Genomic DNA, 20,817 nt, shown 5'->3' with positions numbered 1-20,817 from the left:
GTGTGAAGTGCCTTTGAAAGCCGGTGTTGTTAACCAACCCGCCGCCGCGGTGAATTGCCCCGACCTTGCGCAATACAATTTGTTTGCGAATGACCAGGACCCCGCCAGCAAACCGAACGGGCAGGGCATGCCGTATGTCTTGAACAGCAAGCTGTTCAGCGATTACTCGATCAAGCACCGCGTGGTCTTCATACCGGAAGGCAGGCCGGCCCGTTTCCTGGAAGACGAGTCAAGCCGGGTGAATTCCACCATTGATTTTCCGGTGGGCACCATCATTGCCAAAACCTTTTCATTTGTCGACCAGCCGCGAGCCCTTGAAACCCCGTATGAAACCCGTTTGCTGATCAAGCGCCAGCGCAGGGACGGGCAAAACTACTGGGAAGCACTGGAGTACATTTGGCAAGATGCCGGCAGCGGAAAACGCAAGGCCGTGCTGACCCAGTTTGGCGGCACAGCCTCGGCCAGTTGGGATTATGTGGACGTGGATTCAGGCAAACGACAGGTGGGAAGCACTGACCAGTACCTGTTCCCCAATGCCAGCCAGTGTGCCATTTGCCACAGCAACAACGATGTGGATCCGGGGTCGGCGCCCATTGGCCCCAAGCCACGCAATTTGAACCGCGCCTACGTGAATGAATCGCCCATGTTCACCGGCCAGGCCCAGCACCCGGTCAATGGCAAGAACCAGTTGAAGTTCATGTGCGAAACCGGCCTGATGAATGGTTGCCCCAGCAGCTTTAATCTGGACGAGCGGCAGGTGGCCACAAACGTGAACCACATTCCCAAGTTCAACAAGCCTGGCGATTCAGGCATGCCCGCCAATTCCAAAGGCGACATTGAGGCCCGTGCCCGTGCCTATCTGGAAGTGAATTGTGCACACTGCCACAATGTGAACGGGCAGGCTTCCAACACGGGTTTCTATGTGGACGTGTTCCGCGCAGTCGACAGCACCTACGGCATTTGCAAGAAGCCCACTGCAAGTGGTTCAGAAGGGCGGGGCACCCGCACCTACGACATTCATCCGGCCATGTCGGGCGATTCCATTGTGCCGTATCGCATGGGGCCAGAAGCCGTAGAGCTTGCTGCAAAAATGCCACCACTGGCGCGCAGTGTGGTGCATGAGGAAGGTGTTGCGCTGATCAACCAGTGGATTGATCAGGTGATCGATTCAAGTTATGAAAATGCCGATGCCTGTCAGGCCGGCAATACATCGGGCGGTGGTTTGCCCCTGATTGGAGGTCTTCCCCTGTTACCATAGGGGCATGGAATTACTCAAAGATCCCACCGTCTTGTTTCTGTTCAAACTGGCCATCACCTTCGGGTTGATGGCCAGTGGTTTCTTTGTGAACCGGGCCTTGTCCTGGTCGCTTCGCAAGCTGCACACCTACCACCCGGAGAAAGCGCGTTCCCAGCTGGTTTTTTTCAAAAACCTGGTGCGAATGTTCGTTTTCTTTCTGCTTGTTTCCGTGTGGGCTTCGCAAATTACGGGTGCCTTTCTCAGTGTCATTGCAATTGCAGGTGCATTGATTATCACTGGCAAGGAAGTGGTGCTCAGTCTGTTGGGTTATGTGAACATTTCGTTGTCCAAGCCATTCCGAATAGGCGATTACATTGAAATTGGTACACAAAATGGCCGGGTGATAGACATTGATTTGCTCAGCACCAAGCTGTTTGAAATCGGCATGTCGGGCAAGTACACCGGGCGCCGCCTTGCGGTTCCGAATGTGATGGTGTTCACGCACACCATCAAACACCTGTCCATGTTGGGCCAATTCAGTTTGTACACCATCGAGATCATCCTGCCATTCAAGGCCGACACTGTAAAAGCCGAACAAATCGCACTGCAAGTGGCCAATGATGTGTCAGCGGCCTGGCTGGATGATGCAGATCGTTATTTTGATCGCATTGAAGTGTCGGAATTTGTTGACTTGCCAGGTGCCAAGCCTGAAGTGTTTTGGCAGGCCTACAATGAACTGGCGCACAAAATGATTGTTCGGCTGGCTTGTCCGCTTGAAAAGCGGGGTGATGCAGAGCAGGCAATCTACAAAGGGTTCTGGCGGGAATTCGGACCGGTATGAATTCCGGTTGATGCCGGGAACCTCCTTCGGCAAGTACGGGTCTACAAGGCCTGAAGTTGAATAACAAAAAAGGGATATACATGGCATATTTCGCAGTTCAGTCGGCGCACGGAAAATTGGGTGTTTTTGTGTTTGGGGTTTTGTTGGGTGCATCGGCCTGGGCTGGTGGTGACCACAGCCACGGCCACAGCCGCCACAACGATGCGACCCATGTGCATGGCACGGGTGAAATGGAAATAGTGCAAGATGGCAACGGTTTGTTCATCAACCTTTACACCCCGTTGCAAAACGTGCTGGGGTTCGAGCACACGCCGCGAACCGACACCGAAAAAGTGAAAGCGCGCAGGGTGGCCTCCCTGTTGAAAGCCAACGGCCTGTTTGCGTTTTCGCCAGCTGCCCAGTGCAAGCGCACGGGCTACACACTGCATTCCGATGTGTTGAACCCGCATGCTCACGGCCCTGCTGACGACCACCAACACCATGATTCCAGGAATGAGCATTCCGACCTGCATGCGGCCTATGAATTTGAATGCACTGCCCCTGCACAACTCAAAGTGATTGATGTGCGCGTGTTTCGGCAATTTTCCGGTTTCGAGAAAATCGAGGTGCAAGCCCTGTTCCTCAGTGGGCAAGTGGGTGCCAGCTTGACCCCAGCCAAGAGCACTTTGGTGATTCAATGACCCCGAAGGTGCTTCAGTGCGAGAACATCGTATTCAAGTACGCCAGCAGTGGGTTTGAATTGCGCATTCCCGAATTTTGCATGACAGCCTCGAACACCGTTTTTCTGGAAGGCGACAGTGGGAGCGGCAAAAGCACCTTGCTGAATTTGATGGCGGGTGTGTTGACACCACAAGCGGGCCATGTTTCGCTGATGGGCAAAAATTTGAATACGCTTTCCCCTGGCCAATGCGATGCCCTGCGCGTGGACCACGTGGGTTTTCTGTTTCAGCAGTTCAATTTGCTCAGTTATTTGAGTGTGCTCGACAATGTCACGTTGCCCTGCAAGTTTTCCAAACGCCGCAAGCACAACGCAGTACAGGCTGCTGGCAGTGTTGAAAAAGCGGCAGTTCAATTGCTCAACACCTTGGGCATGGGCAACTGCCTGCAGCAGTCTGTGGCCACGCTGTCGGTGGGCCAGCAGCAGCGGGTGGCGGCAGCGCGTGCGTTGATTGGCAAGCCCGATTTGATTGTGGCAGACGAACCCACATCGGCACTGGATGCCGGGCATCAAGCCCGGTTTGTTGAATTGTTGCTGGCGCAAGCCGCCGAACAAAACACGGCGGTGTTGCTGGTTAGCCATGATCCACAACTGGCACAGCACTGCGCGCGGCGTGAACACATGAACTGCTGGAATGCAGGTGCAACAACATGATTCAAACCTTGTTGTTGCTGGCCAGCAAAAGCGCATGGAGCCGCAAGGGCAGTTTGCTGCTGTTGTTGCTCAGCGTGATCACCTCCACCTGCCTGTTGTTGGGCATTGATTTGGCACGGCAAAGTGCCAAGGCCAGTTTTTCAAACGCAGTGGCGGGTACCGATTTGATTGTGGGAGCGCAAACCAGCCCGGTTTCTCTTCTGCTGTACAGCGTATTCCGAATTGGAGAGGCCACGCGCAATGTACCGTATGCCGAGTTTGAGCGCCTTGAGCAAGACCCCCGTGTGAAATCGGCTTTGCCAATTGCCTTGGGCGATTCCTACCGGGGCTTTGCTGTGGTGGGCACAAAAGCTGTGTACTTCGACAATTTTTTGTATGGCGCGCGGCAAAACCTGCAGTTTGCACAGGGTAGGGCATTTGAGAATTACAGCGTAGGAAGGCCTGCTGCTGTGTTGTTCGAGGCGGTGCTTGGCGCGGAAGTGGCCAAACGTTTGAAGCACGCAGTGGGCGACAAAATTGCGCTAAGCCACGGCATTCAAATTCAGCAAACCGGGCCAAGCCATGCAAACAAGCCATTCACGGTTGTGGGGGTGTTAAAGCCCACAGGCACGCCAGTGGATCAAAGCGTGCACATCAGCCTGGCGGGCATGGAAGCAATTCATGTGGACTGGGCCGCGGGTGTGCCTGTACCCGGTGCCGACATTGCGGCTGAATATGTGACCAAATTCGACTTGCAACCCCAATCAGTTACTGCGGTTTTGTTGGCCTTGAACAACCGGGTCGGTGTATTTCGCATGCAGCGCGAACTGGAAAGCAGGCCCGGCGTTGCGCTAAGTGCCATTTTGCCCGGTGTGGCCTTAAGCAGCCTGTGGCAAACGGTGGGGCTGGTTGAACGCGTGTTGCTGTTTGTGGCAGCCCTGGTTGCATTGGTCAGCGCTTTGGGTTTGACCAGCGTGATGCTGGTGACCCTTGGGCAACGCAGGCGGGAACTGGCCGTCTTGCGTTCAACCGGGGCAGGGCCAAGGGCTGTGTTTGGTTTGTTGTGCCTTGAAAGCGCCTTGGTGATGTGGGTGGGCGTTGCCTTGGGTGTTGTGGTGCTTGGGTTTGCAAGCGCTGCACTTGCGCCTTGGGTCCAGGCACAATTTGGTTTGCAACTGGTTGGTTTGAATGAATTGGGCACGGGCTTGATGGCAGTAACCGCCTTCGCGGCATTTGGCAGCTTGCTGGGGCTTGTGCCCGCATGGCAGGCCTATCGAAACCAGCTGCAAGATGGTTTGAGCCCCAGAATGAATTAAGCAACAAGTGGATGTGCGGTAGATGAAAATCAGCAAATTGGTCGCGATGGTGGTGGGTGTTGTGGTGTTAACAGCCGTGGGCTATGGCCTGGCGTCGTGGTTCATGGGCAAGCCGGATGAACCTGCGCTGGGTGGCACGCAGCTGGAGCAAACACTGGCGCAACTGTCTACCGACGCGGCGGCCAACAATGAAAACTATGCGGTGGGCGATCGCTTGCCAGGCAGCGATGCGAAAAAACCCGCAGCATTTGACCCCGCCTTTCCGGAATTGCAATGGGACGACTTAATGCCTGCCGACTGGGACCCCATGGCTGCATTTCGTGGCCTGAACATTGCCGAACTTCAAGACAACGACCCCAAGGCGCAGCAAGCCCTGGATACCATGCGCAAGGCGTGGAACGACGCGCCAGTGAACCCGGAATTTGCGGGCAAGAAAGTTCGGATTCCCGGTTTTGCAATTCCCATCGAGCAAAGTGACAAGGGTGTGGACGAACTGTTGCTGGTGCCGTACTTTGGTGCCTGCATTCACACACCGCCGCCGCCTGCCAACCAGATCATTCACGTGAAGCTGAGCGAACCCCAGCCTGCTGTGGGGGCCATGCAAGCCTATTGGATCTGGGGTGAACTGACCGCCAGCAAATTCAGTAGTGAACTGGGCGATGCGGCCTACATGATCAAAGCCACTGGCATTCAGCCTTACGACGACTAAGCCTTTGCGGCTCGATTAGTAAAAACCCCTCTATTTTTATCGTTGACAGCGGGGCATGATCTCCCTACCTTTACATCACACGATGTTACAGTCGATAAAACAAACAAACGTTTGATTTGTACCGGAGGTTTTGATTCATGGGCAATGTAAGCACTGGCAAGGAATTTGCCGGAATGCACCATCTTGAGCTTGCATTTCTTGACGATGTGGCACCGAAGTACCTCAGCCTGGCCCAACCGCCGCATGGTTTGAAAATTCGCCAATGGAAAAACCGCAGCGCAGTACCGCTTATCAACAAACTGCATTCGGGTTTGTCGGGCCTGAAGCGCAAGCAAGCCACGGTGCTGGACCACGAACTGGTGTGGCTTGAAGGTGGCAACCCCGAGGGCAAGCCGGTTGTGTTGCTGCACGGTTTTGCATCCAACAAGGAAAACTGGCTTTCGCTGGTGCCTTTCCTGTTGAAACAACACCGATTGTTTGTGCTGGATTTGCCTGGTTGGGGCGAAAGCCAGTTCAATGCCAATGTGCCCTATGGGCTTGATGACCAAGTGGCCCGTGTTGCAGCCTGGATTGGGGCCCATGTGCCGGGTAGGGTGCACCTGGTGGGCAATTCTGTTGGGGGTCTTGTCTCTGCTTTGCTGGCAGGCCGACATGGCGATCTGATTCAAACCCTGTGTTTGATGAATCCTGCTGGTGGAAAAGGCACAGACCACACCCACTTCGAAGCGGGGCTGAAAGAAGGCCGCAATCCGATGATTGTCGAAAGCCTGGCTGGTGCGCACACCCTGATGAGCCTGGCCATTCACAACCGTGCCATTGCATTGGCCCTTGCACCCGTGATGGCGCAAGACCTGATCAACCGCCGCCATGTCAACCGCCATCTGTTTCATCAAATGTTTGTGAATGCGCCCAACCCGAACGGCCCCGGCATGTCGGCCACCACTGCACCCACGCTGATCATGTGGGGCAAAGAAGACAGGCTTGTGCATTACACCGGTGCTTATACTTATCAGGCGATAATTCCCCACGCCGATGTGGTACTTTTTGACGGTGTTGGGCATCTGCCCATGGTTGAAATTCCGATTCGCACGGCCAAAGCCCTGCAGGAATTCTGGTCAGTCTGATATTCATAGGGGAAATGAAGCATGAACATTCGTCAAGCCTGCATTGTGGTGGGTTTAGTGGGGCTGTTGGCTGCGTGTGGTCAGAATCTGGATGGTGTTTACAAAGATGATCTGGGTTTGCAGAAATATGAGTTTCAAGGCAACGGCACAGTGTATGTGTCAACCATGGGTGTGACCCGTGAAGCAACTTATGTGGTGGAAGACAAAAAGGTCAAAATCACCAACGACGGTGAAACCATCATTTATGACCTGAATGAGGATGGCACCATCAAAGGCCCGCTCGGGATGACCTTGAGGCCAGATCCAGCGAAATAAAATTTTTAACCGAAACCCCCAAAACCCGCCCCTGTGGCGGGTTTTTTACTGAACACCAGTCATCTTGTCTAGTCGCAGAACTGTTGCCACGGGAACCCTCCCCCTGAAATTAGTCACCCAATATAGACGACATCCCCCCGCCCGCTGTGGTGATATTCTCGAGTTTCTTGTTCACGGCGAACCATGATTAGAAAGCTAAAACCCGTACTGGATCTTTCCGACAGTGCCTCGCGCGCGCGGCAGCGCATGGCGTTTTGCGGCGTGTCATTCCTGGTCGTGTTTTTTCTAACCCCCGGCGGTGCCATTGTTGGCAACATGGCCCTGCTGACTTTCATGGTGACATTGGGTGTTTATTTTCATCTTGCCTGGTTGCAGTCCTGGCTGATTTCCAATCGCGAGCGTCACTGGGAAAAAATCGAGCTTCCTTGTTACTTTCTGGATTTGTTCATTATCGGTGTAGGGCTTGCCGTAGCGAGCCCTTACCTTGCCATGGCTTCGCCTTTGTTGGCCGTGGTTGCGCTTGTTCGGGGCATGCGATACGGCCCCTGCATGTTGGCCTGTCATATTGCAGCGGGTTTGTTGATCATGTTGCTGCTGTATTGGCTGGTTCCATTCTGGCGCGAGCATCTTGATCTGCTGTATGCCAATCTGTTTCTCTTGATCATTCTGCCCACCCAGTTTTATGGCGTCAGTGTAAAAATTCAGGCAAATTCAAAGTCGTTGCGGCAAGAAAACCTGACGGATCCGTTGACCCGCAGCCTGAACCGAAAAGCCCTGGAAGCAGCAATTTGGCGAATGTTGAATGCTCAGGAACCTTTCGTCATGTCGTTTCTTGATCTGGATAATTTCAAGATGGTGAATGACACGATGGGCCACTCGGTTGGCGACAAGCTGTTGCGTCGCGTCAGTATCAAACTGTCGATTCGCCTGCGTGCCGAAGACAAAGTGTATCGTCTGGCAGGTGATGAATTTGTCGTGTTAAGTCTGGGTATTGTGCGCGAAGAATTGGCCGAGAATCTGGGGCACCGAATCAAAAGCGCCATTGCGGAAGCTGTAGATTACACCTGCCCGAAACTGCCTGTTTCTGCAAGCGTGGGTGTACTGGTGATTAATTCATTTGAGGACACGGATCTGGAAAAGCTTCTGGCGCTTGCGGACCAGCTGATGTATCAAGCCAAAAGGGCTGGAAAGAACAACGTGCTGGTGGAGCAGGTCTAGGCTACGTTTCTGTTTTTAACCGCGTTTTGAGCAATACTTGTTGCCTTGGTCTTCGCGGGAAAGCGGGGTTTGAAGTTCCGGGGCCTGATGGGTGTAATTGCACTCGGCAATTTCGCCATAGTTTGAATCAAGCGTAGAAAATGCCTTGCTGACCTGGATTGACACAAAAAGGGTCATGAATGCTGCAATGACAAACCACAAAACTTTTTTGTTGCGTCTAAAAAATGCGCTTGAATCAGACATGAGCAGCAGTCAAACCCCGAAAGTGGTAGGTGTTGTAAATTTCAGACGATTATTCAAAGAATTAAACAATATGTCAATTCTTATTTGGCAGCCTTGTCCAATTCCCCGATGTCCAAAATTGGCGCAGCATCCATCGATTCAGCCCCCAGTAGCATGGTGACCCGTCCCAGTACTGACGCAATTAAATGTTGTTCCCAGCTTTGCAATTGCTCAAATCGCTCAGCAAAGCGGGTTTGCAGGCTTGATGGCGCATCGTTGACCTCGTATTTTCCCTTCTCTGTCAGCACCACTTCAAGGCGGCGTTTGTCCACCGTGCTGCGAATTTTCTCGATTAAGCCCCGACTTTCAAGTTTTTGAAGAATAACGGTTGATGTGACAGGCGACAGGCTGAGCGACTTCGCAAGTTCCCCGGGGGAAATGCCGGGGTTGTCTGCGACTGATTGCAGCGTCAGCAGCTCAGAGGTGGCCATATCAGCTTTTTTCGCAAGTTCGCGGGCACTTGATTCCGTGGCACGGATAATTCGACGAAGCGAAATGAGGGAATTTTGTAGTGTGCTGTCCATGCTCGAGAACCAAGTGAATTAATTCAATTTGATGAATTGTAGTGATTAAAAAGCATGCGGAGTAGGAAAAACTGACGCTTAGAGCAATGCCACCAAATACAACGTGTCTGTTTTGAGAAAAGTACACAGACGAGTGGTTTGCAATTGTTTATAAAATGAACTATTATTAATGTGTTCTTTCATAAGAACTCGTCGTGGGCCATTAGATTTCACGTGAGTTTTTACGAAAGGATGGGAAAATAGTTTATTAAATAACAGAAAGTGGTTCTGCCAATAACAGAGCCATCTCATCCACATGTCAAGTAATGATGCCGTATTGCGACATCCCGTGCTAGAAGACGGTACTGCCGTGTTCGACCTCGTGGATGCTTGCAAACCCCTCGATCTGAATTCCCATTACCTTTACCTTTTGCAATGCAGTCATTTTGCCTCCACCTGCGTGGTGGCGACCCTTCATGGCGAGGTGGTGGCCTGGGTTTCTGGCTACATTCCGCCCAAGCAGCCCGACACTTTTTTTGTGTGGCAAGTGGCGGTGGGGGAAAAGGCCCGCGGCCTGGGTTTGGGTAAGCGCCTGATCAACTGGGTACTGGCGCAGCAAAGCGGCATTACAACAATTCACACATCCATCACGCCCGACAACATGGCGTCATGGGGGCTTTTCAAATCACTGGCCCGCGATTGGGGCAGCGATTTGTCTTCTAGAGACTGGTTTGAAGAAAAGTCTCATTTTGGCGGTCGACACAACACCGAAGTATTGGTGGAAATCGCCTTGTCTACATCGCCGCTGGCGACATTCCTGCAAACTCAAGGAGCACAACAATGAGTGACTCAAGCAAGTCAATCGACTTCCAAACCCTCAGCAAAATTCGTACATTCCAGAAAAACGAATCGGAAGCACGCAGCTATTGCCGCAGTTTTCCAACGCTGTTTGTGTGTGCCAAGGGCAGCTACATGACCGACATGAATGGTCAGGACTATCTCGATTTCCTGTCTGGGGCAGGCTCGTTGAACTATGGGCACAATGATCCAGAGATGAAATCGGCATTGCTTGACTACATTGCCGACGACGGCATTGGCCACAGCCTCGACTTGCACAGTGCCGCCAAAGCAAAATTCATTGACGCATTCAACCGCCATATTTTGAAGCCGCGTGGCATGCAGTACCGCATTCAGTTTACCGGGCCAACGGGTACCAATTCGGTTGAAGCGGCCATCAAGCTGGCCCGCAAAATTACCGGGCGCAAGCAGGTGATTGCGTTTACCAACGGCTTTCACGGTGTAACGCAGGGTGCGCTGGCCTGTACTGCGAACACTCACCACCGCAGCCCATCGGCGTCTACCCTGTGCGGTGTGGACCGCTACCCTTACGACGGGTACATGGGCGAGGGCGTGGACACCACCGATTATCTTGAAAAGATGCTGACCGACAAATCGAGTGGTCAAGACGCACCCGCCGCAGTGATTGTGGAAGGTGTGCAAGGCGAGGGTGGTTTGAACCCGGCCTCCATGGCGTGGTTGAAGAACCTGGCCAAGGTAACGCGCAAGGCTGGTGCCATGCTGATTCTGGATGAAATTCAGGCAGGTGTTGGCCGCGCAGGTTCCTTCTTTAGTTTTGAAGAGGCAGGCATTGAGCCTGACCTGATCTGCCTGTCCAAGTCGCTTTCCGGCATGGGCTTGCCAATGGCCGTCACCCTGATTCGCCCCGACCTGGATTTCTGGAAGCCAGGCGAGCACAACGGCACTTTCCGGGGCAACAACCACGCATTCATTACGGCTGCAGCGGCACTTGAAAAGTACTGGGCCAACCCGGCGTTCGAGCGCGGCATTGCGCAACGTGCAGACGTGGTGAACAAAAGCCTGAGCCGTATTTTAAAGGCCAACGAGAACATTACCGTGCAGGTGAAAGGCCGCGGCATGATGCAGGGCATCGAGATGCAAAACGGCGCGCTGGCTGATGAAGTGGTGGCTGAGTGTTTCAAGCATCACATGATTATTGAAACCTGTGGCAACGACGGTCAGGTTGTGAAGGTGTTTGCCGCTTTGAACATCGAAATGGAAGACCTGAAAAAAGGTTTGATCCTTCTGGAGAAAGCGGTTGCAACTATCAGCGCCAAAGTAGAAAAAGAGGCCAGCAGCAAAAAGGTGAAGGCATGATTGTTCGGAAACTGAGTGAAGTACAGGGCACGGAAAAGCACATTCATTCCAAAGGCTGGGACAGCGTGCGCATGCTGCTGCGTGACGACAAGATGGGTTTTTCCTTTCACATCACGACCATTCACGCCAAGGCGGAATTGCAGATGCACTACAAGAACCACCTGGAGAGCGTGTATTGCGTTAGCGGCAAGGGCGAGATTGAAAGCAAGATCGACGGCAAGGTATACCCGATTGAAGCGGGCACCATGTACGCGCTGAACCTGCACGACCCGCATATCCTGCGTGCATTCGACGAGCCCATGATCATGGCCTGCGTGTTCAACCCACCCGTGACCGGTGCGGAAGTGCACGATGAAACCGGCGCTTACCCCGCGCTGGCAACTAAAATTACTCAGGAGGAAAAACAATGATTTTTTCAGCCGTAAGAGACCCGTATCCCACACGTGACAAATCCGAAGGTGCCTTGATTCGACGCACGGAACCGGTGGTTTACAGCAAGTGGGCCGACAGTTCACCCTTGAAGAAAGAACAGCTGGCTCAGTTTGAACACGATGGCTATTTGGTGTTGACCGATGTGTTTTCTGCGCATGAACTGGATGGGTTGCGTGCCGCTGCCGAGCGTGTGAGCAAGAATTGTGCTGAAACTCACCCCGGGCAGTTGATCAAAGAGGCCAGTGAGGATGCCGACGACCAACAACTTCGCACCCTGTTTGGCGTACATGGTATGGAAGGATTGCTGCAAGACACCGCAAGCAACCCGCACATGTTGGAGGTGATTCAGTTTTTGTTGGGCGACCAGGTGTACATTCACCAATCGCGCCTTAATTTCAAAAGTCCACACTACGGCAGTGGCTTTGAGTGGCACAGTGATTTCGAAACCTGGCACGCCGAGGACGGCATGCCAGGCATGCGTGCCATTAGCGCAACCGTGTTGTTGACCGATGAAGTGTCAGCAGATGGTTCATTGAAATTCATGCCGCGCAGCCACAAAACTTTTGTTGCTTGCCCAGGCGAAACACCCGAGACCACGGGCTATCGCGAAGCATTCAAGAAGCAGGCTGTGGGCAAACCGCCTGCGCTCTTTCTGAGCCTGCTTGAGGAAAATGGCGGTGTGCAGGAAGTAGTAGCCCCGGCCGGTTCGGTGTTGTTGTTTGACTGCAATGTGATGCACGGTGCTGGCAAGAATACCAGCGAACACCTGAGGGCTAACCTGTTCTACGTGTACAACGCACTCAGCAATACACTGAATGCCCCGTATGCAGCTGATGAGCCGCGCCCGGAGTTTCTTGCGACACGCAAGGTCAAGCCTTTGATGGCGCAGGTGCCTGCTTAATTTGGGGGCGACATTTTTTATTTGTCTCGCCGTGGTGCTGTTGATCGGGCTAAGTTCTGCCCGGCACGCCAAGGCCAGCGCGGCTGATTATTTCGTGGCCAGCCGCAGCGTACCACCCTGGCTGGTGGGCCTGTCGGCTGTGGCCACGAACAATTCCGGTTACATGTTCATTGGCCTGATTGGTTACACCTATGCGGTGGGCATTCAATCAGTCTGGTTGATGGTGGGCTGGATTGCCGGTGACCTGATCGCATCAAAAGTTGCCCATGAACGCATGCGCGATGAAGCTGATCGTGTTCATGCCACGGGCATCATCAGCCTGCTGGCGCGGTGGGGTGGAACAAACAATCGCAGTTGGCAGATATTGGCCGCTGTGGTCAGCGTTGTGTTTTTGTGTACCTACGCGGCTGCACAAATAGCCGCAGGTGGCAAGGCGCTGGAAGGCATGCTGGATATACCCTCGGTCGTGGGCATGAGCATGGTGGCGATGGTGGTGATCGCCTACAGCATTGCAGGTGGCATGCGGGCGTCCATCTGGACTGATGCAGCGCAGTCGCTACTCATGGTGGTGTCCATGGCCGTGCTGCTGGTGGCCATAGTCAGCCACCTGGGTGGTCTGGATGAAGTGTTTGAGCAAGCCAGTGCAATCGAAGGTTTTCTCAATCCAACCCCCACTGGCCTGGACATGCCCGGTTTTGCAGGCCCTGTTGCTTTTGTGGTGGGCTGGATGTTCGCCGGTGCCGCGGCGTTGGGTCAACCACACATTGTGAGCCGGTTTCTGGCCCTTCAAGACACGCGGCAAATGAACCAGGTTCGCCTGTGGTACTACAGCTATTACTTGCTGTTTTACTGTTTTGCCACGGCGGTGGGTTTGCTTAGTCGTCTGTATTTTGGGGGCTCCAGTGGCTTTGATCCGGAAATGGCCCTGCCCAACATGGCACGCGATCTGTTACCGCCCTGGCTGGCTGGCTTGATGCTGGCTGGCATATTCGCAGCCACCATGTCCACGGCAGATTCGCTGGTGTTGTCGTGTTCATCGGCGCTGACCCAAGACCTTCCCCTCAAGCCTTCTGAAAACCGCTGGATGCTGAAGGCAGCCACGGCGGGCACCACTGTGTTTGCCCTGCTGATTGGCTTGTGGAGTGAGCAAAGCGTGTTCTCGCTGGTGGTGTGGGCTTGGGGAACTCTTGGCGCAGCATTCGTTCCTGTACTGATTTGGTACATTCTGGGCGCCAAACTGACTTCAGTGGCCATGTTGTGCATGTCTGTCAGCGGTGTTGCAGCCACTGTGGTGTGGAAATTTTACGGATTTCCCGGTACCTTCTATGAGGGGGCGGTTGGCATGTTGTTCGCCTGGGTGCTGGGTGGGTTGTTCGTAGTTGATTGGCGGAATAACGCCGTCAGATCTAGGTAGTATCCGCAGCCAGTTTGTTCACCGGTTACCCCATTCGGGGGGTCGGTCGCATTCTTCCAGTTGTTAAATTATGCTCAGCACTTGGCAACCTTGTATCTGGCTTGTCAGTCCAATAAATAAAACAGCTTGAAGCTGGATAAATCAACTTGGGGCGGTGAAGTTCATGAATTGGCTTGTGAAGGATTTCGCATTCGCAGCGGCAGTTATCTCAGAAGCGCATCTTTCAGGATTGGCGTTTGGGTTTTTTGCATCACTGTTGGCCATGACTGTGGGGGTGGAAGTTCGAATCAAGAACCCGCCTGTGATTGCCAATAGTCACTACCTGATTCGACGCGGGGTTCTGATTACCCTCTATGTAATTTCCATGTTTTTCGCATCAGCTTTCGTGGGTCTTACGTTGCCGTCTGCCAGGGATGCCCTGTTCAGTATTTCCGGCACCATTCTGACCTTTGTCCTGTGTATCGCTGTCTTCCTGTATGTGGATTATCTGGTTCAGTCGGCCAAGGGCAAGGCAGGCATGTTCATGCTGCTGTACACCTCGCTGGGAATCTTCATCCAGTTTGCCATTCACATGGCTTTCATTTTTATACCGAACAACCAGGAAGTGGTCAGCGTGCGTTGGACGGGCTTGATCGCAATGTACTTTTTTCTCTTCATCTGCATGGCTTTGCTGAGCCGGTTTGCTCACGAAACATCCGTGGGGAAAACCAAGCCACTTCGAAGCCGGATGATTTATATTTTTGGCATTGTCGGTTTGAACCAGATGATTGCCTTGAGCCTGATAGGTTTTGTGCATGTAACCGACGGGGCAGGTTTGACACCTTGGTATGGTCTTTGGACGGGGTGGTCCGGTTTTGAGTTGTTTGTCAGTTTTTTCGCCTTGCTCATGATTTCGGTGTTGATGTGCTATGTCTATACCTTGCTGGACAAATCAGTTCGGGTTTTGATGGACGACAACCAGAAACTGCAAGTGTTGAAACAGGATGCATTGGCCCAGGTAGCCAATGCTTCGGAAGAACTGGAATTGGAGCGCACCCGCATTGAGCAACTGGAGCGTTCAATCGAACTGGTTCGGCACGACCATGAGATGTCTGTTGATAGCCTGGTCGCTGCGGTGGCTACATTGGAAGATGGTGTGTTTGAGTGGGACATTGAGCAGGAAACGGTGGCCTTTAGTGCAACCTGGAGGCGTATGTTCGGCCTTGACGAGTTGGTACAAAAGCCTTTGTCTGCGGACACTTGGCGTGCCGGTATTGTGAGTGAAGATATCAAAAATCTTGACGCAGCGCTTCAGGTCTGTTTGACCGCCAATATACCCAGTGCGGCTGTTCAGGTGCGTTACACCACCACCTATGGCTCATTGCTGAAGCTCGACATTCATCTGGTTGCCGTAAAAAATGCATATGGTTTGCCCAGCAAGGCCGTGGGCATTATTCACGACCGCACCGAAGAAATGGATCTTGAGCTTTCAATTCGCGAAGAGTTGAACGAGGAATCCCTGTTGTCATCCAGAAAGTCCCAGTTTGTTTCTTACCTGTCGCATGAAATCCGCACGCCGATGACAGTGATTGGATCGGCCAAAGCCTTGCTTGAAAGCGCATTGAAGAAAGAGCCTGTGAGCATGGAAAGTGCCTTGCATTATATTGACCAGATTGGCGGGGCTTTGCGGTCGCTTCGCGCCCTCGTGGACGAAACCCTGATGTTTATGGGGTCAAACTTCACCCGAAAGCACTTGAATTTTACGTTGCTGGATGTAAGGAGGGTGTTCGAGCAGTTTGCCGCCCTTGAGCAGCGCAGGCGACATGATCAACACCGTTTTGAGTATCACCTGGATCCAAGCCTGGACCGAATCGATTTTTATTCGGATGAGTACGTTTTTACACAGGCGATGCGCCAGATACTGGCGTTCGCTGAAAGCAAGGACTCGGGTGCAGGCAAAGTGAGTATCAAGATGCCTGACCAGAGCACGCTCAATTTTTGCATTGAGTTACATGAGTGGCCAGCGTGGATGGTCAAGAGTGGGCAATTGGAGCCGGCTCACGACGAAGAAACCATGGTGCCATTCAAAGGCGAGAACTTGCCATTCACCTTGTTGTTGACCAAGCGGGTTATTCGTTTGATTAATGGCCGTATCATGGTCAAGAACCGTGGCAACCGCCACTGGTTGTGTATTGATTTACCGTCCATGAGGGAGGAAGCATGCCGCGCGTCATGATTGTTGAAGATGACCTTACGATTTTGAGTAATTTGTCCCAGATACTTCAGTTAAGCGGGCTTGATGTCTCTGAGGCGTGCGATGGCGCAATGGCGCTGGAACTTCTGCGGGAACATCATGCCCAAGGCAACGGTATACCCCGCTTGATTGTCAGTGACCTGATGATGCCGAAAATCGACGGTTTTGAACTGTTAAAGACAGTGCGTGGCGATGCCGTATTTAAATCAATTCCTTTTGTGTTGCTGAGTGCACGCAGTGAGGCGAGTGATTTGCAGCAGGCTTTTGCCTTGGGTGCAAATGATTACCTGGTCAAGCCTTTTGAGGTAGAACATTTGATTGAAGTCATTCGTTATCACATCTCCGAAGGTGCCGAACAGACCGGTGGTACCCCTGTGGCAGGCTTTACTGCGGACACCGACTTTTTTCTGGAATAATCATCCCAAATTCAGTACCGAAATGCTGAGCAGTCGGCCAATGGCCCCATCAATGCCTGCGATGAAGTAGGGCAGGCTGACCCACAATACCCACAGGCCGGCGCCAATGGTGATTGAAAAACCAATCGACATGACGTTTAACTGAGGCGCTGCACGGGCCAAAATGCCCAACACAATGTTGCTGATCAAGACAGCGGCCAGCACCGGCAGGGAAATTTGCAATGCAAGCATGAACATGATGCTGCCAGCCATTGCAATGTTTTGCGGCTTGACCACGCTAAGGTCGGCACTAATCGGAATCAATTCAAAACTTTGAACCACAGCAGCGATCACCAGCAAATGCCCATCAATTACCAGAAATACAAGGCTGGCCAGCACGCCCAGAAAACTGCCGATCAGTGGCGTTTGTGATCCACGCGCAGGGTCTATGAACTGCGCAAAGGCCAGACCCATTTGAAGACCCAGCAGGTCGCCAGCCATCTCGAACGCGGCGAACACCAGGCGCATGGAAAACCCCATGGCAACACCAATCAGGATCTGCTGAATTAACACTGGTATGGCTTGGGCCGAAGTAAGTACAGGCGGTGCGGGCAACAGGGGCATCATCAGAATGGCGATCAGGGCCGCAAGGCCCACGCGTGTGCGGCGTTGTACGGTGCGGTTGTCGAACACCGGTGCTGTGGCCAGCATCGCAAGTATGCGAATGAAGGGCCACAAAAAAGTGGCGATCCATATTTCAAGTTGCTCGCCGTTGATGTCGACCATTGGCGCCTTTTGTTTAGCCGATCACGTTGGGAATGTTCATGATCAGCCTTTGGGTGTAGTCCACCAGGGTGGACAACATCCAGGGGCCAAGCAACAACAGGGTGGCGAAGATGCCCAAAATTTTCGGGATGAATGACAGGGTCATTTCGTTGATTTGTGTGGCTGCCTGCAAAATGCTGACCAGCAAGCCCACAATCAAGGCGACAAGCAGCAGCGGGCCAGAAATCATCAACATCACTTCCAGTGCGTTTTGACCCAGGTTCAAGACAGTTTGGCTGTTCATGTGCGTGCGCTCAATTCAGTTCAGGTTTCAAAGCTGGCCACCAGCGAGCCCACCAGCAGGGTCCAGCCGTCGACCAGCACAAACAGCATGATTTTGAAGGGCAGTGAAATCAGCATGGGCGAGAGCATCATCATGCCCATGGACATAAGCACGCTGGCCACAATCAGGTCGATGACAAGGAAGGGCAGAAAAATCATGAAGCCGATTTGAAAGGCGGTTTTCAGTTCGCTGGTGACAAAGGCGGGAATGAGTACACGCAGTGGTACATCTTCCGGGTTTTGCAGGTTTTCCACTTTGCCCAAGCGCATGAACAGGGCCAAATCAGGTTCACGGGTTTGTTTCAACATGAAGTCTTTGATGGGAACGCTGGCGCGGTCTGTCATTTCCTGAAATTCAATTTCATTGTTGGAAAAGGGCAGGTAGGCGTTCTCATAGACGCGGTCAAACACGGGGGTCATGATGAAAAATGTCAGGAACATGCTCAGACCGATGATGACCTGGTTCGGTGGCGAGTTCTGCGTGCCCAAGGCCATGCGCAGCAGCGACATGACAATTACAATGCGCGTGAAACCCGTCATCATCAACAGCAATGCGGGCAGAAAGCTTAAGAAGGTAAAAAACAGCAGTGTTTGAATGGGCACACTGTAGTTGGTGGTGCCATTGGCACCGGGGCTTGCGGTGACACCGGGCAACACTTGCTGGGCGTGGGCCTCGGGCAGGCACAGGCCAAGCAGCAACAACAGGCCAAGCGCAGGGATGTAGCCTGCGTGTTTGTGCCAGCCATTCATCATGGTTTCACCTTGCCGGCTTTCATTCGTTCCAGCATTTTTGCGAAGTTGACTGCGGGGCTTTGCATTTCATCCAGTTCAATGCTGCCGGCAGGCATGCTGTGTAGGGTATTGATGCTGTTGCTGGTCATGCCAAGCACCAACCAGGTGTCGCCAACTTCCACCAGCACGATTTTCTCGCGTGGGCCCAGTGCGGAAGTGGCCAATACTTTGTAAAAGCCGCCGCGGCGTTGGGTATTTCCAATGCCCATGCGTTTTAACACCCAAACCAGCCCCATCAGCAGGGCCAGAACAAACAGCAGGCCCAGTGTGGTTTGAAGCAGGTGTCCTGTCATTGGCGATTCAACAGCCTGCGTCGCGGCTTCAGAAGCCGCTTCCTGAGCCAGGCTTGCGCCACAGGCAAGCAGCCCCCCCGACAAGAACAAAAGGCGCAGGCCCTGTACGAAAGGATTGCGCCTTGTGATCAATGTTCCCACCGCTTCTTTGTATTGTTGTTGTGTGTGCATGCCTTTTGACTGCGTTGGGGTATTACCGGTTGAGTTTTCTCAAACGCTCCGAAGGCGTAATGATGTCGGTCAATCGAATACCAAATTTGTCGTTGACTACCACCACTTCGCCTTGAGCAATCAGGTAGCCGTTCACCAACACATCCATCGGTTCACCGGCAAGGCCATCCAGTTCAATGACCGAACCCTGCGCCAGTTGCAGAATGTGTTTAATCGGTATCTTCGTCCGACCCAGCTCAACAGTCAACTGAACCGGGATGTCCAGAATCATGTCGATGTCGTTCTGCGTGCCAGAAGCGACACTTCCGGCAAAAGGCTGAAAAAGCCCGGCTGCAGGTTTTGCATCGGTGGCTTGTGCAAACAGGTTGTCGGTGTCGGCTGTGCTGGCAGGTGCGGTGCTGGCCTGTTCGGCCAGCGCGGCTGCCCAATCGTCGGCTGCGTCGGTCACTGTTTCTTCTTGCTGTTCAGACATGGTCTTGTTCCTTATCTTGATCGCTATTCGTGTGCCTTTTCAGGCTGTTTGGATTCTTTGCTCAACAGGGCTTCCAGGTTCAGTGCGTCGGCATGTGATTCACTGGCCACGGACAACACCTCTTCTACTTTCAAGGCGTATTGCCCACTGCTGGTGCCGTAACTGCAATTGAACACGGGCACGTTGTCCACCCTGGCTTCAATTACTTTGTCAATTTCAATCGGGATCACGTCGCCCACGCGAAGTTCCATGATGTCGGCCACGGTCAGCTGCGTGCTGGCCAGGCTGGCGATCAAATCCACTTCTGCCATTTGTACCTGCTTTTTCAGCATGGTGACCCAACGCTTGTCGGGTTCGGCCTGGTCACCTTGCATGCTGGAATACAGCAGGTCGCGAATGGGTTCCATGGTGGAGTAGGGGATGCAGATGTGGAGCGACCCACCACCGGCACCCAGTTCAATCGAGAACGACGTGGTCACGACGATCTCGGAAGGCGTGGCAATGTTGGCAAACTGGGTGTGCATTTCCGAACGCAGGTAGTCTGGTTTGAGCGGAAACACGGGCGCCCATGCTTTCACGAATTCTTCCCGCACCACTTCCAGCATGCGGGCAATGATGCGTTGTTCGGTCTGGGTGAAGTCGCGCCCTTCCACACGGGTGTGGAATCGGCCATCGCCACCAAACAAATTGTCGATGACAGCAAACACAAGGCTGGGGTCGAAAATGAACAGGGCGTTGCCACGCAAGGGCTTCATGGCCATGATGTTCAGGTTGGTGGGTACCACCAGATTGCGAATGAATTCGTTGTACTTCAACACTTTGACGGGGCCAACGGAAATTTCCGGGCTGCGGCGCATGAAGTTGAACAAACCTATTCGAATCAGGCGGGCAAAGCGCTCATTGATGATTTCCAGCGTGGGCATGCGGCCACGCACAATGCGCTCTTGCGTGGCCAGGTTGTAAGGGCGAACGCCTTCGGCGGTTTCAGACGCGTCTTTCGTTTCTTCTTCGCCGTTGACACCCCTTAGCAGGGCATCGACTTCGTCTTGTGAAAGAAATTCTCCGGGCATGGCGAAAGGGTTCCTGTTACTGAATCACGAAGCTGGAAAAATGCACATCGCGAATGCCGCGCGTGGGGTCTTTGGGGTCGCCCTTGATCGTGACACGGGCCAGATCCACCAGTTCATCCATCAATTGTTGCTTGCCTTCTATCGAGGTCAGGTTGCTCACATTTTTGCCAGACAACACCAACAGGATGCGGCTGCGTATCACGGGTGTGAAATTCTTGATTTCTTCCGAAGTGGACGGGCCGCTTACTTCGTAGGTAATGCCGATTTGCAGGTAACGTGTGCTGTCGGGCTCGGCCAGATTAACCACAAATTGGTCCATGACCACAAACGTCGGGGGGCCAGAGGGTTCTTCGATTTTTTCTTCGGCTGCCTGGCCGTCTGCGGGCGCAGCCAGCATTGTGTAAGCAGCAGCGCCGCCAGCGGCCAACAGGATCAACACAATGGCGATGATCAGGATCAGTTTTTT

General features: G+C 53.1%; 25 protein-coding genes. 16 read left to right on the top strand and 9 right to left on the bottom strand.

Annotated features, from left to right (window positions below; genetic code table 11):
- The 9 genes from V7028_RS14180 to V7028_RS14140 form a co-directional block, all read left to right on the top strand.
- The coding region (locus tag V7028_RS14180) for a hypothetical protein (RefSeq protein ID WP_334120735.1) at positions 1 to 1,258 on the top strand (1,258 nt) is incomplete at its 5' end.
- A gap of 4 nt (positions 1,259 to 1,262) precedes the next feature.
- The gene (locus V7028_RS14175; protein WP_334120734.1) at positions 1,263 to 2,078 is read left to right on the top strand and encodes a mechanosensitive ion channel family protein; all 816 of its coding nucleotides are present in this window, start codon (positions 1,263 to 1,265) and stop codon (positions 2,076 to 2,078) included.
- Positions 2,079 to 2,158: 80 nt separating this feature from the next.
- Positions 2,159 to 2,758 (top strand): DUF2796 domain-containing protein, encoded by a 600-nt coding sequence (locus V7028_RS14170; protein WP_334120733.1) that lies wholly within the window; start codon positions 2,159 to 2,161, stop codon positions 2,756 to 2,758.
- A complete protein-coding gene (locus V7028_RS14165) occupies positions 2,755 to 3,450 on the top strand; it encodes an ABC transporter ATP-binding protein (protein ID WP_334120732.1) in 696 nt (231 codons plus the stop codon). Before V7028_RS14170 ends, V7028_RS14165 begins: the two co-directional genes overlap by 4 nt.
- Positions 3,447 to 4,745 (top strand): ABC transporter permease, encoded by a 1,299-nt coding sequence (locus V7028_RS14160; RefSeq protein WP_334120731.1) that lies wholly within the window; start codon positions 3,447 to 3,449, stop codon positions 4,743 to 4,745. The genes V7028_RS14165 and V7028_RS14160 overlap by 4 nt, the downstream gene beginning before the upstream one ends.
- 22 nt (positions 4,746 to 4,767) lie before the next feature.
- Positions 4,768 to 5,454, top strand: a complete 687-nt coding sequence (locus V7028_RS14155; RefSeq protein ID WP_334120730.1) for a DUF3299 domain-containing protein — start codon at positions 4,768 to 4,770, stop codon at positions 5,452 to 5,454.
- Between the two features lie 137 nt (positions 5,455 to 5,591).
- Positions 5,592 to 6,578 (top strand): alpha/beta fold hydrolase, encoded by a 987-nt coding sequence (locus V7028_RS14150; protein WP_334120729.1) that lies wholly within the window; start codon positions 5,592 to 5,594, stop codon positions 6,576 to 6,578.
- Positions 6,579 to 6,599: 21 nt separating this feature from the next.
- On the top strand, positions 6,600 to 6,893 hold the full coding sequence (locus V7028_RS14145; protein ID WP_334120728.1) for a hypothetical protein: 294 nt from the start codon (positions 6,600 to 6,602) through the stop codon (positions 6,891 to 6,893).
- 183 nt (positions 6,894 to 7,076) lie between these two features.
- On the top strand, positions 7,077 to 8,111 hold the full coding sequence (locus V7028_RS14140) for a GGDEF domain-containing protein (RefSeq protein ID WP_334120727.1): 1,035 nt from the start codon (positions 7,077 to 7,079) through the stop codon (positions 8,109 to 8,111).
- A 15-nt stretch (positions 8,112 to 8,126) separates the two neighbouring features.
- Here V7028_RS14140 and V7028_RS14135 read toward each other — a convergent pair whose 3' ends face one another.
- Together V7028_RS14135 and V7028_RS14130 are read right to left on the bottom strand one after the other, a co-directional pair.
- Positions 8,127 to 8,288 (bottom strand): hypothetical protein, encoded by a 162-nt coding sequence (locus V7028_RS14135; RefSeq protein WP_334120726.1) that lies wholly within the window; start codon positions 8,286 to 8,288, stop codon positions 8,127 to 8,129.
- Positions 8,289 to 8,434: 146 nt separating this feature from the next.
- The gene (locus V7028_RS14130; protein WP_334120725.1) at positions 8,435 to 8,917 is read right to left on the bottom strand and encodes a MarR family winged helix-turn-helix transcriptional regulator; all 483 of its coding nucleotides are present in this window, start codon (positions 8,915 to 8,917) and stop codon (positions 8,435 to 8,437) included.
- 295 nt (positions 8,918 to 9,212) lie between these two features.
- Between V7028_RS14130 and ectA the strand changes: the two genes are divergently transcribed.
- The 7 genes from ectA (at position 9,213) to V7028_RS14095 (ending at position 16,467) form a co-directional block, all read left to right on the top strand.
- Positions 9,213 to 9,740, top strand: coding sequence for a diaminobutyrate acetyltransferase (gene ectA, locus V7028_RS14125; protein ID WP_334120724.1), 528 nt, complete (start codon positions 9,213 to 9,215; stop codon positions 9,738 to 9,740).
- The gene (gene ectB / locus V7028_RS14120; protein WP_334120723.1) at positions 9,737 to 11,071 is read left to right on the top strand and encodes a diaminobutyrate--2-oxoglutarate transaminase; all 1,335 of its coding nucleotides are present in this window, start codon (positions 9,737 to 9,739) and stop codon (positions 11,069 to 11,071) included. The genes ectA and ectB overlap by 4 nt, the downstream gene beginning before the upstream one ends.
- On the top strand, positions 11,068 to 11,481 hold the full coding sequence (locus tag V7028_RS14115) for an ectoine synthase (protein ID WP_334120722.1): 414 nt from the start codon (positions 11,068 to 11,070) through the stop codon (positions 11,479 to 11,481). The genes ectB and V7028_RS14115 overlap by 4 nt, the downstream gene beginning before the upstream one ends.
- Positions 11,478 to 12,404, top strand: coding sequence for a phytanoyl-CoA dioxygenase family protein (locus tag V7028_RS14110; protein ID WP_334120721.1), 927 nt, complete (start codon positions 11,478 to 11,480; stop codon positions 12,402 to 12,404). Before V7028_RS14115 ends, V7028_RS14110 begins: the two co-directional genes overlap by 4 nt.
- Position 12,405: 1 nt before the next feature.
- Complete coding sequence (locus V7028_RS14105; RefSeq protein WP_334120720.1) at positions 12,406 to 13,818, top strand: sodium/proline symporter; 1,413 nt, start codon at positions 12,406 to 12,408, stop codon at positions 13,816 to 13,818.
- 163 nt (positions 13,819 to 13,981) lie between these two features.
- Positions 13,982 to 16,033: a histidine kinase dimerization/phospho-acceptor domain-containing protein gene (locus V7028_RS14100; protein ID WP_334120719.1), complete on the top strand. Its 2,052-nt coding sequence runs from the start codon at positions 13,982 to 13,984 to the stop codon at positions 16,031 to 16,033.
- A complete protein-coding gene (locus tag V7028_RS14095) occupies positions 16,018 to 16,467 on the top strand; it encodes a response regulator (protein WP_334120718.1) in 450 nt (149 codons plus the stop codon). The genes V7028_RS14100 and V7028_RS14095 overlap by 16 nt, the downstream gene beginning before the upstream one ends.
- Here the strand turns inward: V7028_RS14095 and fliR are convergent, their stop codons facing one another.
- The 7 genes from fliR to V7028_RS14060 form a co-directional block, all read right to left on the bottom strand.
- A complete protein-coding gene (gene fliR, locus V7028_RS14090; protein WP_334120717.1) occupies positions 16,468 to 17,232 on the bottom strand; it encodes a flagellar biosynthetic protein FliR in 765 nt (254 codons plus the stop codon).
- Positions 17,233 to 17,245: 13 nt separating this feature from the next.
- Complete coding sequence (gene fliQ / locus V7028_RS14085) at positions 17,246 to 17,515, bottom strand: flagellar biosynthesis protein FliQ (protein WP_334120716.1); 270 nt, start codon at positions 17,513 to 17,515, stop codon at positions 17,246 to 17,248.
- 20 nt (positions 17,516 to 17,535) lie between these two features.
- Positions 17,536 to 18,306, bottom strand: coding sequence for a flagellar type III secretion system pore protein FliP (gene fliP, locus V7028_RS14080; protein WP_334120715.1), 771 nt, complete (start codon positions 18,304 to 18,306; stop codon positions 17,536 to 17,538).
- Positions 18,303 to 18,809: a flagellar biosynthetic protein FliO gene (gene fliO / locus V7028_RS14075; RefSeq protein WP_334120714.1), complete on the bottom strand. Its 507-nt coding sequence runs from the start codon at positions 18,807 to 18,809 to the stop codon at positions 18,303 to 18,305. Before fliO ends, fliP begins: the two co-directional genes overlap by 4 nt.
- 22 nt (positions 18,810 to 18,831) lie before the next feature.
- Positions 18,832 to 19,281, bottom strand: coding sequence for a flagellar motor switch protein FliN (gene fliN / locus V7028_RS14070; protein WP_334120713.1), 450 nt, complete (start codon positions 19,279 to 19,281; stop codon positions 18,832 to 18,834).
- A 23-nt stretch (positions 19,282 to 19,304) separates the two neighbouring features.
- Positions 19,305 to 20,351 carry a flagellar motor switch protein FliM gene (gene fliM / locus V7028_RS14065; protein ID WP_334120712.1) on the bottom strand — a complete coding sequence of 349 codons (1,047 nt, stop codon included), beginning with the start codon at positions 20,349 to 20,351 and terminating at the stop codon, positions 19,305 to 19,307.
- 16 nt (positions 20,352 to 20,367) lie between these two features.
- On the bottom strand, positions 20,368 to 20,817 hold a 450-nt coding region (locus tag V7028_RS14060), incomplete at its 5' end, for a flagellar basal body-associated FliL family protein (RefSeq protein ID WP_334120711.1).

Origin of the sequence: Limnobacter sp. (assembly GCF_036846585.1) — a bacterium.
Classification (GTDB): Bacteria; Pseudomonadota; Gammaproteobacteria; order Burkholderiales; family Burkholderiaceae_B; genus Limnobacter.
Note: the sequence above shows the minus strand (reverse complement) of the source record. Positions and strands in the feature narration are given on the sequence as shown.